Below are 13,089 nucleotides of genomic sequence, written 5' to 3'. Positions count from 1 at the left end.
GGGTTGTTGCAGCCACGGCCACAGCGGCGGCTGCCCCGGCACCGTCCGGCTCGGCTTCGCCGAAGCCGGCCGGGCCCTCGCCCGCACCTGCGCCGACTACGCCCGTGCCCGGCGGGCCGGTGCTCACTCCGGTGAGCTGACCCGTCGACCGCCCGCTCGGTCCGAGCCGCCGCCGCATAAACTCGGCGTGATGTCCCAAACTCGAGACGACGCCGCCGACCTGACCGCCGCAGTTCGCGCTGCGCTGGCGAAAGTGATCGACCCCGAACTACGACGACCCATCACCGAACTCGGAATGGTCAAGGGTGTCGACGTCAGCCCGCAGGGCGAGGTCCATATCGGTATCTACCTGACCACCGCGGCCTGCCCGAAGAAGTCGGAAATCACCGAGCGTGTCGCCCGGGCGGTGTCCGACGTTCCCGGCACCGGAGCCGTCCGGGTCAGCCTGGATGTCATGAGCGACGAGCAGCGCACCGAGTTGCGCAAGCAGCTCCGCGGCGACGCGCGGGAACCGGTCATCCCGTTCGCCCAGCCCAGCTCCTTGACCCGGGTCTATGCCGTCGCCTCCGGCAAGGGCGGCGTCGGCAAGTCCACCGTCACGGTCAACCTGGCCGCGGCGATGGCCGCCCGTGGCCTGTCGGTCGGCGTGCTGGACGCCGACATTCACGGCCATTCCATTCCGCGGATGATGGGTACCACCGACCGACCCACGCAGGTCGAGTCGATGATCCTGCCGCCCATCGCCCATGAGGTGCGGGTCATCTCGATCGCGCAATTCACCGAGGGCAACACGCCGGTGGTATGGCGCGGGCCGATGCTGCACCGGGCGCTGCAGCAGTTCCTGGCCGACGTCTACTGGGGTGATCTGGACATGCTGCTGCTCGACCTGCCGCCCGGGACCGGCGATGTCGCCATATCGGTGGCTCAGCTGATTCCCAACGCCGAGATCCTGGTAGTGACCACGCCGCAGCTGGCCGCCGCCGAAGTGGCCGAACGGGCCGGCAGCATTGCCCTGCAGACCCGTCAGCGGATCGTCGGCGTCGTCGAAAACATGTCCGGGCTCACGCTGCCGGACGGCAGCACGCTGCAGGTGTTCGGCGAGGGCGGAGGTCAGCAGGTGGCTGAGCGGCTGACCCGCGCGGTCGGTGCCGACGTGCCGCTGCTGGGTCGGATCCCGCTGGACCCGGCGCTGGTGGCCGCCGGCGATGCGGGCGTGCCGCTGGTCTTGAGTGCGCCGGATTCGGCGGTGGGTAAGGAGCTGCTCAACATTGCCGAGGGTCTGGCGGCACGGCGCCGCGGACTGGCCGGCATGTCGCTGGGGCTCGACCCGACCCGGCGCTGAGCGGCCGTTCAGGTCGCGTCGGAGTCGAACGGAGGACGTGCGGGCTCGTCGGGAACGGGCCGTTCCGTCCCGGGCGGCGGGTGGGTCGGCTGCGCCGGATTCGCGGCGGCCGGTTGGTCGAAGTTGCCGGTGAAGAAGGAATCGTCGCCGTCAAGCAGGTGCTTGGTCAGTGCGGCGCGCGGCGTCATGCCGCGCAGCTTCTGCAGCTCGCTGATGTGCCCGCGAAGGTCGTCGAATTCGGGCCCCATGTCCTCGCGCAGCTGATTGGTCACGCCGCTGAGGTATTCCCGAGCCTGACGCAGCGCGCCCGCAGTCCAGCGGATCGCACCGGGGAGCCGTTCCGGGCCCAGCACCACCAGCCCGACCACGACGAGTACGAGCATCTCCCCCCAGCCGACGTTGGCGAACATCAGGTCGGATGGTGATGACCCGCTGCGCCCGGCTGCGCCGCGCTTGCGATCATCACGAGCTGGTATCGGGTTCGGGCTTGACCGTCAGCGTGACGTGGCGACCCTCGCGGACCACCTCCACCGGCGCGTCCTGCCCGATGGTCAGCTGCCGCACGGCGACGACGAACTCATCGGAGTCGGCCACCTTACGGTCGCCGATCTTGACGATCACGTCGTTTTCCAGAATTCCGCCCTTCTGAGCGGGGCTTCCGGCCTTCACGTTGGCCACCTGCGCACCCGATGCGATCGCGTTGCTCACCGAACGGGTGCTGATACCCAGCGTCGGGTGAACGATCTTTCCGTCTTTGATCAGCGTTTGGGCGACCACCTTCATCTCGTTGACCGGAATGGCGAAGCCCAGTCCGCTGGCGCTGTCGGAGAGCGACTTACCGGCGGTGTTGATGCCGATCACCTGCGAATCCATGTCGATCAGCGGACCACCGGAGTTGCCGTGGTTGATCGAGGCGTCGGTCTGCAGCGCGTCGATCACCGTATCGGTGTCCGAACCCTCGCCCGATAGCGGGACCGGGCGGTGCAGCGCGCTGATGATGCCATGCGTCACGGTGCTGCGCAGTCCCAGCGGCGCTCCGGCGGCCAGCACCTCGTCGCCGACCCGCACCTTGCCGGAATCACCGAGCCGGGCCACTGTCAGGTTGTCGACGTTGTCGACCTTCAGCACGGCCAGGTCGGTCTTGGGGTCGCGGCCCACCAGGCTGGCCGGCACCTCCTTGCCGTCGTTGAACACCACGGTCGTCTTGAACTGGCTGGGGTTGTTGGCGGCCTCGGAGATCACGTGGTTGTTGGTGACGATGTAGCCGCGACCGTCGATGATGACGCCGGAACCCTGCATGCCCTCCTGGTCGCTCTTGGACTCGATGGTCACGACCGAGTCGGCCACCGCCGCGGCCACCTTGGTGAACCGGCCGGCCGGCTCCTCGGCGTTGCCGCTGGTGGACAACGTCACCTTGGACGTCGTGAACGCCTCGACGACTTCGGCGGTCTTGCGACCGATCACGCCGCCGATCAACCCGATCACCAGCGCCAAGACCGCCAGCACAGCCAGCGCCAGATACGACACCTTGCCGCCGAACAGCACATCGCGTACGCCGAGCTTGCCCCGCTGGCCGAGCGTGCTGTGCGGTGGCGGTGGGGTCAGTGCCGGGGTTCCCAGCGCGGCCGCCGCGGCGGGATCGCGCCACGGATCGTCGGGCTCGTCCCGTTGGCCGTCCTTTTCGGCGGCCAGCGCCCCGGCGTCGATGGGGTGGCGTTGCAGCGAGTCGACGCCGCCGGGTGGCCGGCTGAAGGCTTCCTCCAGCACCGGGTCGGCTGGTTGCTCGTGCGCTCGGAACTCGGCCTGGTCCTGGTACTTCGACGGACGCACCCGCTCCGCCACAAACGAACCCCGCACCCCCGATGGTCGCCCGAACGCTTGACGCGATGCGGAATCAACCGGTGGCCGAAAGACGGGACGCGGCGCCAGGCGGGGGCCGCCGTCCCCCACACCGGTACTGCCACTGTTTTTGCCTTGGTCGGAGGTCACGTGATCCTCTTCTGGTTCTCTGCTGAGCGTCGGCGACACGGACCACGACGGCCCGCCCTACCGGACGCGGCGTTATCGGTGTCCACCCTAGTATCCGTGACATTTCTGATGGCTGAAGCCAGCAGCCGGCCGGCTTTCATTTCGGGGTGCAGCCAACCAAGTTAGCGACGCTTCCGCTGGCCACGGACATCGCGCTGCGCGAAGGGTTCCGGCAGCGGCGTCGCGTCGTCGGACGGCTGATGGGGGATTTCGGACAGCAACCCGAGCAGCGTGCTGGGGATGCGGATCGGGCGCGAGTCGCGTAGCGCGGCACGAGCACGGCTGTGGTCGTCTACTTCGGCAGCGCACTGCGGGCACAGCGACAGGTGATGCGCCGCGCGCAAGTGGGCGTTCATTGTCAGCTCACCATCGACAAACGCGGCAATGGCCTCGATGGAGAGGTGCTCGGTGGACCGGAACCGACGCGGCGCACCGACCGGCGCATCGCTTTGCGAAGCGAACTGGGTGGGAAGCCAGGAGAACGCGCGCCGAAACACATGTCCCCGGTCGGCCATCGCCAGCTCCTTCCCTGCGCATGAGAGCCATTTTCGGGCTGTGGCTAGCCTTTTCCCACTTGGGTATTTCGAATGTAGCGCGGCTCGGTGCCGGATAACCATCATCATCGAGTAAAACCCGAGGATTTGGGACCAGTTGGCAACCATGCGGTGGCCAAACCGATGGTTGGCTTGCTGGCGCCTGTCTTAACCGCCTGTCCTGGCCGGTCGTGCGTAAGCCTCGCCGTGTTCGGGATGGGCGGCAAGATAGTCGCGCAACGCCTGGCGTCCACGATGGATCCGGCTACGCACGGTGCCGAGCTTGACCCCGAGGGTGGCACCGATCTCCTCGTAGGACAGACCTTCGATATCGCACAACACCACCGCGGCACGGAACTCCGGCGGCAGCGAATCGAGGGCAGCCTGCAAATCGGGCCCCAGACGTGCGTCGTGATAGATCTGCTCGGGGTTGGGGTCGTCGGCGGGCACCCGGTCGTAATCCTCGGGCAACGCCTCCATCCGGATGCGGGTCCGGCGGCGGACCATGTCGAGAAACAGGTTGGTGGTGATGCGGTGCAACCAGCCCTCGAAGGTCCCCGGCTGGTAGTTCTGGACCGACCGGAAAACCCTGATGAACGTTTCTTGCGTCAAGTCCTCGGCATCGTGCTGGTTGCCCGAGAGCCGATAGGCCAGCCGGTACACCCGGTCGGCGTGCTGACGTACCAACTCATCCCACGACGGCATTGTGGCCTTGTCCCCGGTCGCGTCGAATACCGCAGTACCAAGCAACCCGTCGGACGGTTCGACCCACTCGTCGTCGCGGATGTGTTGGGGGTGAGACATGGTGGTCGTGCTCAAAGTGGCGATGTCGTGTCCCTCCGGAATTCCCCTGCTATCCCTGCCTTCAAGCGGTGGCAGCTCGTTTCCGGCAACGCGCAGTTGCCACCCCGTATTCCCCGCCCAGCGTCCGCCTCGTTCCATACCGATACCGTCGCGCACCGGCGTGTGGGCGGTATATGAGCAAACTGAGCTTTAGCTGAGAAACCAATCCGTTACCTGGATTTTCCTGGGCTTTTCGGCGGCGGGTTGACCTTGATCGCGCCACGCATCCCGGGCGTGTCCGCAGCGGCTGTGCTGTGCGGGCTCAGGTCCGGCCATCGGGCGCGCCTGCCCGACGGCCTCGCAGATCCGGCATACGCTGCCGACATGGACGGCACCGGTGACAGCTCGGTCGCCCACGGCCCGCAGACCCCCAGTCGAGCCGAACTGATGTCTGCGCACGCCGAGGGGTCGATATCTGAAGACGCGATCCTGACCAGCGCCCGTGAGCGGGCCATGGACATCGGCGCCGGAGCGGTGAGTCCCGCCGTCGGCGCCCTGCTGAGCCTGCTGGCCAAGCTCAGCGGCGGCAAGGCGGTCGCCGAGGTGGGTACCGGAGCCGGTGTCAGCGGACTGTGGTTGCTGTCCGGCATGAGCAGTGACGGCGTGCTGACCACGATCGATATCGAGCCCGAACACCTACGGCTCGCCAAGCAGGCCTTCCACGAGGCGGGAATCGGACCGTCGCGCACCAGACTGATCGGTGGGCGTGCCCAAGAGGTGCTGACCCGACTCGCCGACGAAGCCTATGACCTGGTGTTCGTCGACGCCGACCCGGTCGACCAGCCGGATTATGTGGTCGAGGGTGTGCGGTTGCTGCGACCCGGCGGGGTCATCGTGGTGCACCGGGCAGCGCTGGGCGGACGGGCCGGTGATCCGGCGGCACGCGACGCCGAGGTGACCGCGGTCCGGGAGGCGGCCCGACTGATCGCCGAGGACGAACGGCTCACCCCGGCACTGGTGCCGCTGGGTGACGGTGTGCTGGCCGCCGTCCGGGATTAAGGCGAGAAAGGTGCTTCTCCAGCTTCTGCGCCGCTCGAGGTGGTCGTCCCCGGTGCATCCACCCGTGCCCGCCGCAGGGATCGGCCCGGGCTGGCGGGACAGATCCTCAAACTCCTCATAGCCGAATCAGATTCCGGCAAAGGTGGCCGTTAACGCGATTGCCTCAGAACACCAGATGACCAACGAGACCTTGCGCGTCCAGCGGTTCCCTATCCGCCCCTCGACGCCCTGCGCTTCACTGTTCAGGCCGATAATCCAGCGAGGCGTACCGGCCAACGGTCACGGGCACATGAACGAAATCGGCGGGCAGACAAAGGTGCCCGGGTCAAGCGGGCCTTCGGCATAGACCCCTGGCTGGCCCGATACCTGGTGGTATTCGTGGCAGGTGTTCATGTCCCAGCCAGTCGCCAGGTCTCGAACCCGAAAATCAACTGGGTCTCCCGGACACCAGGTGCCATGGCAGACCGGGTCGCACCGAACATCGGCTTGCGCAGTCGCGGCGCCCGGCCCCAAGGCGGCGAGCCACAAGGTGGCGACCGCGCCGACGCCTGAAATCAGAACACCGACGAACGTCCGCTTGACCGCGCTGACCATATCGATTTCCTTTCCATGTCCGCGCCCATCCTCAGGGAGCGTGTTCTTTGTTGCGCCCAAGTACACACCGGCGGCGCCGCTACCGATCCCAAATCGGGTAATCGCACTGACGTGTTGACGCCGACATCACCTAAGGAAGGTCAGGGCATCTCGTCGGCTCACCGCGCCGGTTGGCCACTCGGCGGGCCGAGACGCATGGGGCGGCGTCCGGGTCTTGCAGAACTGAACCGCGGTCTGCAGACGCAAAAGGCCCACTGCCTTGACTTTGGACTGAACAGTCGTTTAATGTGCTGAACATGCGTTCAGTCGACTTGACTGCGGCGGCCCGCATCAGGGATGCGGCGATCGAGCAGTTTGGTCAGCACGGTTTCGACGTTGGCCTGCGAACCATCGCCGAAGCCGCGGAAGTCAGCGCCGCCCTGGTCATCCACCACTTCGGCTCCAAGGATGGTCTGCGCAAGGCCTGCGACGACTACGTCGCCGAAGAGATCCGCAGCGAAAAGTCGACGGCGATGCAATCCAACGACCCGGCCACCTGGCTGGGCCAGCTCGCCCAAGTCGAGTCCTACGCGCCCCTGATGGCCTACCTGGTGCGCAGCATGCAATCCGGCGGTGAATTGGCAAAGACGTTGTGGCAGAAGATGATCGACAATACAGAAGACTACCTCGAGGAAGGAGTGCGTGCCGGCACCGTCAAACCCAGCCGCGACCCGCAGGCCAGGGCCAAGTACCTGGCCATCACCGGGGGCGGCGGCTTTCTGTTGTACCTGCAAATGCATGCAACCCCAACCGATCTGCGTGCGGTACTCCGTGATTACACGCGCGACATGGTACTGCCGGCGCTGGAGGTCTACACCGAGGGCCTGCTGACTGATCGCTCCATGTACGAGGCCTTCCTCGCCGAAGAGAAGCAAGGAGAATCCGATGTCCAGTGACAACGCCTCGGCCCTCATCGATATTCGAGGGCTGATCAAGAAGTTCGGGGTGGTGCGTGCGCTCGACGGCCTTGACCTCACCGTGCACGAAGGCGAGGTGCACGGATTTCTCGGACCCAATGGCGCCGGGAAGTCGACCACCATCCGGATTCTGTTAGGCCTGGCGAAAGCCGACGGCGGCAGTGTGCGGCTGCTGGGTCGCGATCCCTGGGCCGACGCAGTTCAGTTGCATCGCCAAATTGCCTATGTTCCAGGCGATGTCACGTTGTGGCCGACGTTGACTGGTGGCGAGACGATCGATCTGCTGGCTCGGATGCGGGGCGGTATCGACGAGAACCTTCGCGCGGACTTGATCGAGCGCTTCGAGTTCGACCCGCGCAAGAAGGTACGCACCTACTCGAAAGGCAACCGCCAGAAGGTGTCCCTGATTTCGGCATTTTCGTCACGCGCCAGGCTGCTGCTGCTGGACGAACCCTCCAGCGGGTTGGACCCGTTGATGGAAAACGTCTTTCAGCAATGTGTCAAGGAAGCACGCGGCCGTGGGGTCACCATCCTGCTCTCCAGCCATATTCTGGCCGAAACGGAAGCCCTGTGCGAACGGGTCACCATCATTCAGGCCGGCAAGACCGTCGAGAGCGGCTCACTGGAATCCATGCGCCACCTCAGCCGAACCTCGATCAAGGCCGAAATGATCGGCGACCCGGGCGATCTCACCAGGATCAAGGGCGTCGAGGACGTCACGGTCGAGGGCACCACCGTGCGGGCCCAGGTCGACATCGAAAGCCTGGGCGAACTGGTCCGGGTGCTCGGTGACGCAGGGGTGCGCAGTCTGGTCAGCCAACCACCTTCGCTCGAGGAACTCTTCCTGCGCCACTACAGCGTCGGTCCGCACGTCGGCGAACACACCCAGGAGGTATCGGCGACATGAGCACCGCAACGCTGAATCGTCCACGGCCCGAACCACAATCTGCACCGCCACGCGGCTCGGCTTTCACCGGCACCCGCGGACTACTGCGGCTTTACCTGCGTCGCGACCGAGTGGTGTTGCCACTCTGGGTGTCGCTGCTCTCGGTGCCGCTGGCCACCGTGTACGTCAGCAGTATCGAAAAGGTCTACCCCGCCCCGCAGGATCGTGCCGGGTTCGTGGCCTCGATCGCGGCCAGCCCGGCCCAGCGAGCGCTCTATGGTCAGGTCTACAACGACAGTCTCGGCGCCGTCGGCATCTGGAAAGCCGGGATGTTTCACACCCTCATCGCGGTGGCGGTCATCCTCACCGTGATCCGCCACACCCGGGCCGACGAGGAGACCGGCCGTGCCGAGCTGATCGAGTCCACCTCAGTCGGCCGCTACGCGAGTCTCAGTGCGGCACTGGTGCTGTCGTTTTCGGCATCGATCGCTACCGGTGCTATCGGTGCGGCGGGGTTGCTGACCACCAAGGTGGCGCCGTCCGGGTCGCTGGCCTTTGGCGCGGCCCTGGCCGGGTCGGGATTGGTGTTCACCGCCGTGGCCGCCGTCGCCGCGCAGCTATCGCCCAGCGCCCGAGTGACCCGGGGTATCGCGTTCGCCGTGCTCGGCACGATGTTCGCGCTTCGGGCTGTCGGTGACGCGGGATCGGGTGCGCTGTCCTGGTTTTCCCCGCTGGGATGGTCACTTCAGGTCAGGCCCTATGCGGGGGATCGCTGGTGGGTGTTGCTACTGCATCTGGCGACGGCCGCCGCGCTGACCGTGGTGGCCTATCGGCTGCTCGCGGGCCGCGACGTCGGCGCCGGGCTCATCGCCGAACGCGCCGGCCCCGCCACCGCCGCACCCTGGCTGGGCAACGTCTTCGGGCTGGCGTGGCGGCTTGACCGCGGCGCGCTGCTGGTCTGGACCGTGGGGCTGGTGCTCTACGGGCTGTTGATCGGCAGCGTGGTACACGGCATCGGACAGGAGTTGGGCAGTGGCACCGCAGTACGAGACATCGTCGCACGGTTGGGCGGCACCAGCGTGCTGGAGCAGGCCTTTGTCGCGGTGGGCTTCACCATGCTGGGCATGATCTCCGCCGCGTTCGCCGTCTCGGTGTCGCTACGCCTGCACCAGGAGGAACTCGCCCAGCGCGCCGAGACCGTGCTCGCCGGATCGGTGTCCCGGATTCGGTTACTGGCAAGCCATTTGGTGATCGCGCTGGCCGCGCCCGCAGCGGCGATACTGCTCTCCGGCGTGGTCACCGGCCTTTCCTACGGCGCCGCCGCCGGCGACCTCGGCGGCAAGCTGACCACCGCTGTCGCCACCGCGGCGGTCCAGCTGCCGGGCGTCTGGCTGCTGTCCGCGGTGACCATCACATTGTTCGGTGTGGCACCGCGGTTCGCCCCGGTGGCGTGGGGCGTGCTGGTCAGCTTCGTCGCGTTGTACCTGCTTGGTTCGTTGTCGGGGTTCCCGCAATGGGTGCTGGACTTGGAACCTTTCGCACACACTCCGCGAGTTGGCGGCAGCGACTTCAACACCGAGCCACTGCTGTGGCTGCTGGCTATAGATGCGGGATTGATCACGTTGGGTGCCATGGCTTTTCAACGGCGTGATATGCGGAATTAGCCGATAACATCGGGAGGGGAAATGAAAACTGGTCTGCGGGCCGTGATCTCTGGGCTGGCCGGTCTGGTTGTGTTCGGATTCTTGCTGTTTTACCCTGCGGGTACTTTCAACTATTGGCAAGCATGGGTTTTCATCGCCGTATTCACCGTTGCAACGATCGTGCCCAGCATCTACCTGGCCCGGACAAACCCGGCCGCGCTGCAGCGGCGCATGCACGCGGGACCACGCGCGGAAACCAGAACTGCCCAAAAATTCATCATCGTGGGCGCGTTCGTCAGCGTCATCGGCATCATGGTGCTCAGCGTGCTAGACCATCGATTCGGTTGGTCGGCTGTGCCGATGGTGGTATGCGTGGTCGGCGACCTACTCGTCGCGACCGGACTCGCAATCGCCATGCTGGTGGTCGTCCAGAACAGTTACGCCGCCGCGACGGTGACGGTGGAGGCGGGCCAGAAGGTGGTGTCCAGCGGTTTCTACCGGTTCGTGCGGCACCCGATGTACGTCGGCAACGTGATCTTGATGGTGGGCATGCCGCTTGCGCTCGGCTCCTATTGGGGGCTGCTGGGTGTCATCCCGGGGACGCTCGTCCTCGTTTTCCGCATTCTGGACGAGGAGAGGGCACTAGCCGCGGAGCTGGATGGATATCGCGACTACATGCAGCGGGTGCGCTATCGGCTACTGCCCCACGTCTGGTAGCAAGTCGGGTCGGAGTGGCGAAATTCGTTTGCTGCCAAGCCAGCACGTTCTAAGGTAACGGCGTGGCCAGAGATCCGACACCCGCCCTGGACCGGCCGTGGCGACGGCCGGGCGCTCTTCGGTACGCATTCACCCGGATTCGCGGAATCGTCAAACCCCCGGTCACCGTTACCGATCCCCCGGCCGACGTCCTCGTCGAGCGTGACGTCGACGTCATTACCCGCGACGGGACCGTATTGCGGGTCAACGTTTTCCGGCGATCCGGCGGGGCCCCCCGACCGGTCATCGTCAGCATCCATCCCTACGGCAAGGACGATCTGCCGACCAGGCGGCGCAAGCGCTGGACCGTCCCTCGGCTATACCGGGTGCTGCGCCAACCCAAGCCGGTGAGATTCTCCGCCCTGACCGGTTGGGAGGCGCCGGACCCCGGCTGGTGGACCGCACAAGGGTTCACCGTGGTCAATGCCGACTCGCGCGGCTGCGGTCGCTCTAACGGCACGGGGAGGCTGCTCTCCGCCCGGGAAGCCGAAGACACCTACGACCTGGTGCAGTGGGTCGCCGACCAGCCCTGGAGTGACGGCCGGGTGGTCATGCTCGGAGTGTCCTACCTGGCCATCAGCCAGTACGCCGGCGCCGCCCTGCAACCACCGGCACTGCGGGCCATCTGCCCGTGGGAAGGATTCACCGATGCCTACCATGACCTGGCGTTTCCCGGCGGAATTCGCGAGGTCGGCTTCACCCGGTTTTGGTCACGCAACGTGCGTCGTACCCGGCAGGCCTACGACCTGGAGCAGATGCAGACCGATCATCCGTTGCGCGACGAGGAATGGCGCGCAATCGTTCCCGATCTATCGGCGATCACGGTGCCGATGTTGGTCTGCGGCAGCTTCTCCGACAACAACCTGCACAGTCGCGGCTCTATCCGGGCGTTCACCGATGCCGGCTCCCGGCACGCCCGGCTCTATACGCATCGCGGTGGCAAGTGGGAAACGTTCTACTCGGAGCCCGCGTTGGCCGAGCAACTCGAGTTCTTCCGCGACGTGCTCGACGGAGCACCACCGTCGCGCAGTGTTCGCCTCGAGGTTCGCGAGGATCGCGACACCGTCGCCGCGGTACGCGAGGAGGCCGAATGGCCCCTCGCCCGCACCCGTTGGCGGCCAATGTATCTCGCCGCCGCTGGAATGCTGACGCCCGAAAGGCCGCCGAAAGCCGGCAGCATTACATTCGAAACACATTCGCGCGCAGCATGTTTCAACTGGACAGTGCCATTCGACATCGAACTGACCGGTCCTATGGCGGCCCGGCTCTGGGTGCAACTGGACGGCGGCCAAGACGCGAACCTGTTCGTTGGCGTGGAGAAGTGGCGCGACGGGCGGTTCGTCGGATTCGAAGGGTCCTACGGCTGGGGCCGCGACCGGGTCACCACCGGCTGGCAGCGGGTCGCGCTGCGCGAGCTGGACCCCGAAGCCTCCCGGCCCTGGCAGCCGGTCCCGGCGTGCGTCCGGGCGCGGCCGGCTACCCCGGGCGAGGTGGTCGCGGTTGATGTCGCCCTCGGTCCGTCGGCGACGTTGTTTCGTGCCGGAGAGCAACTGCGCCTGGTGATCGCCGGTCGATGGTTATCCCCGCGCAACCCGCTCACGGGTCAATTCCCTGCCGCCTATCCGGACTCGCCGCGCAGTCGCATCACGCTGCGCTGGGGCCCGCGCTACGACGCCCACCTATTGGTCCCAGAAATCCCTTGACCGCATCACGGCCGGGCAAGCCGGCAGCGCCCTGGCCTGCACCGCGCCGCTACCAAACCACTGGAAACCGTACCGGGTGTGATGAACGCGGCCACCAAGCATGATCGGACGCTGATCGGCGGCTGACCACTCACCGGTATCGTTCGACACGCTTCAGATCCAGACGCCCTTGCCCACCGCGACCACGCCGCCGGCGCTGACCGCGAACCTTTCCCGGTCTCGGTCCAGGTCCACCCCCACCATCTCACCGGGCCCCACGACGACGTTCTTGTCCAGGATCGCGTGGCGTACCACCGCGCCACGGCCGACCCGGGTGCCGGGCATGATCACACTGCCCTCCACGATGGCGCCGTCGTCGACAACGACATTGGACGACAACACCGAGTTGCGCACCGAGGCCGCCGAAATGATGCTGCCGGCACCGACCACCGACTCCTGCGCCGAACCTCCGTTGACAAATTTCGCCGGCGCCAGGTTCTCCGACTCACCCCGGATGGGCCAGCGCCGGTTGTACAGGTTGAACACCGGGTGCACCGACACCAGATCCATATGGGCGTCGTAGAACGCATCCAGCGTCCCGACGTCACGCCAGTAAGCCCGGTCCCGGTCGGTGGCACCCGGCACGTCATTGTCGGAAAAGTCGTACACCGCCGCCATCCCGTCCGCCACCAGCCGCGGGATGATGTCCCCGCCCATGTCGTGATCCGAGTGATCATCCTCGGCGTCGGCGCGAATTGCGTCGATCAGCACCTTGGTGGTGAACACGTAGTTGCCCATCGAGACGAACGTGCTGGTGGGGTCATCGG

13 protein-coding genes are annotated in these 13,089 nt (G+C 66.3%); 7 read left to right on the top strand and 6 right to left on the bottom strand.

What is annotated here, in order from left to right; all coding sequences use genetic code 11:
- The first annotated feature begins 190 nt into the window (after positions 1-190).
- Entirely contained in the window at positions 191-1,342 is a 1,152-nt protein-coding gene (locus BST40_RS25505; protein ID WP_075545565.1) for an Mrp/NBP35 family ATP-binding protein, read from the top strand.
- Between the two features lie 8 nt (positions 1,343-1,350).
- Here BST40_RS25505 and tatB read toward each other — a convergent pair whose 3' ends face one another.
- The 4 genes from tatB to sigE form a co-directional block, all read right to left on the bottom strand.
- On the bottom strand, positions 1,351-1,752 hold the full coding sequence (gene tatB / locus BST40_RS25500; RefSeq protein ID WP_083156137.1) for a Sec-independent protein translocase protein TatB: 402 nt from the start codon (positions 1,750-1,752) through the stop codon (positions 1,351-1,353).
- Between the two features lie 52 nt (positions 1,753-1,804).
- The gene (gene htrA, locus BST40_RS25495) at positions 1,805-3,331 is read right to left on the bottom strand and encodes a serine protease HtrA (protein ID WP_083156136.1); all 1,527 of its coding nucleotides are present in this window, start codon (positions 3,329-3,331) and stop codon (positions 1,805-1,807) included.
- Positions 3,332-3,492: 161 nt separating this feature from the next.
- Positions 3,493-3,885: an anti-sigma E factor RseA gene (gene rseA / locus BST40_RS25490; RefSeq protein ID WP_075545568.1), complete on the bottom strand. Its 393-nt coding sequence runs from the start codon at positions 3,883-3,885 to the stop codon at positions 3,493-3,495.
- A 186-nt stretch (positions 3,886-4,071) separates the two neighbouring features.
- A complete protein-coding gene (sigE, locus tag BST40_RS25485; RefSeq protein WP_075545569.1) occupies positions 4,072-4,845 on the bottom strand; it encodes an RNA polymerase sigma factor SigE in 774 nt (257 codons plus the stop codon).
- Between the two features lie 225 nt (positions 4,846-5,070).
- Here sigE and BST40_RS25480 point away from each other — a divergent pair, with 225 nt between their 5' ends.
- Positions 5,071-5,745 (top strand): O-methyltransferase, encoded by a 675-nt coding sequence (locus BST40_RS25480; RefSeq protein ID WP_075545600.1) that lies wholly within the window; start codon positions 5,071-5,073, stop codon positions 5,743-5,745.
- A gap of 279 nt (positions 5,746-6,024) precedes the next feature.
- Here the strand turns inward: BST40_RS25480 and BST40_RS25475 are convergent, their stop codons facing one another.
- Positions 6,025-6,399, bottom strand: coding sequence for a hypothetical protein (locus tag BST40_RS25475; protein ID WP_240316478.1), 375 nt, complete (start codon positions 6,397-6,399; stop codon positions 6,025-6,027).
- Positions 6,400-6,635: 236 nt separating this feature from the next.
- On the opposite strand from BST40_RS25475, the gene BST40_RS25470 reads away from it, so the two are divergent.
- From BST40_RS25470 to BST40_RS25450, 5 genes are all read left to right on the top strand, one after another.
- A complete protein-coding gene (locus BST40_RS25470; protein ID WP_075545601.1) occupies positions 6,636-7,274 on the top strand; it encodes a TetR/AcrR family transcriptional regulator in 639 nt (212 codons plus the stop codon).
- Positions 7,264-8,202 (top strand): ABC transporter ATP-binding protein, encoded by a 939-nt coding sequence (locus tag BST40_RS25465; protein WP_075545571.1) that lies wholly within the window; start codon positions 7,264-7,266, stop codon positions 8,200-8,202. Before BST40_RS25470 ends, BST40_RS25465 begins: the two co-directional genes overlap by 11 nt.
- On the top strand, positions 8,199-9,845 hold the full coding sequence (locus BST40_RS25460; RefSeq protein ID WP_075545572.1) for an ABC transporter permease: 1,647 nt from the start codon (positions 8,199-8,201) through the stop codon (positions 9,843-9,845). The genes BST40_RS25465 and BST40_RS25460 overlap by 4 nt, the downstream gene beginning before the upstream one ends.
- A 21-nt stretch (positions 9,846-9,866) precedes the next feature.
- On the top strand, positions 9,867-10,541 hold the full coding sequence (locus tag BST40_RS25455; protein WP_083156135.1) for a methyltransferase family protein: 675 nt from the start codon (positions 9,867-9,869) through the stop codon (positions 10,539-10,541).
- 62 nt (positions 10,542-10,603) lie between these two features.
- Positions 10,604-12,283: a CocE/NonD family hydrolase gene (locus BST40_RS25450; RefSeq protein WP_075545574.1), complete on the top strand. Its 1,680-nt coding sequence runs from the start codon at positions 10,604-10,606 to the stop codon at positions 12,281-12,283.
- Between the two features lie 153 nt (positions 12,284-12,436).
- Here the strand turns inward: BST40_RS25450 and BST40_RS25445 are convergent.
- A partial coding sequence (locus BST40_RS25445) for a GlgC family sugar phosphate nucleotidyltransferase (protein ID WP_244174493.1) occupies positions 12,437-13,089 on the bottom strand: 653 nt, incomplete at its 5' end.

This window comes from Mycobacterium persicum (genome assembly GCF_002086675.1).
Lineage (GTDB): Bacteria > Actinomycetota > Actinomycetes > Mycobacteriales > Mycobacteriaceae > Mycobacterium > Mycobacterium persicum.
Note: the sequence above shows the minus strand (reverse complement) of the source record. Positions and strands in the feature narration are given on the sequence as shown.

Excerpts from the sequence above, each read along its gene's own strand:
- BST40_RS25505 (WP_075545565.1), top strand. The coding sequence starts at position 191 with ATGTCCCAAACTCGAGACGACGCCGCCGACCTGACCGCCGCAGTTCGC.
- tatB (WP_083156137.1), bottom strand. The coding sequence starts at position 1,752 with ATGTTCGCCAACGTCGGCTGGGGGGAGATGCTCGTACTCGTCGTGGTC.
- rseA (WP_075545568.1), bottom strand. The coding sequence starts at position 3,885 with ATGGCCGACCGGGGACATGTGTTTCGGCGCGCGTTCTCCTGGCTTCCC.
- sigE (WP_075545569.1), bottom strand. The coding sequence starts at position 4,845 with ATGGAACGAGGCGGACGCTGGGCGGGGAATACGGGGTGGCAACTGCGC.
- BST40_RS25480 (WP_075545600.1), top strand. The coding sequence starts at position 5,071 with ATGGACGGCACCGGTGACAGCTCGGTCGCCCACGGCCCGCAGACCCCC.
- BST40_RS25470 (WP_075545601.1), top strand. The coding sequence starts at position 6,636 with ATGCGTTCAGTCGACTTGACTGCGGCGGCCCGCATCAGGGATGCGGCG.
- BST40_RS25465 (WP_075545571.1), top strand. The coding sequence starts at position 7,264 with ATGTCCAGTGACAACGCCTCGGCCCTCATCGATATTCGAGGGCTGATC.
- BST40_RS25460 (WP_075545572.1), top strand. The coding sequence starts at position 8,199 with ATGAGCACCGCAACGCTGAATCGTCCACGGCCCGAACCACAATCTGCA.
- BST40_RS25455 (WP_083156135.1), top strand. The coding sequence starts at position 9,867 with ATGAAAACTGGTCTGCGGGCCGTGATCTCTGGGCTGGCCGGTCTGGTT.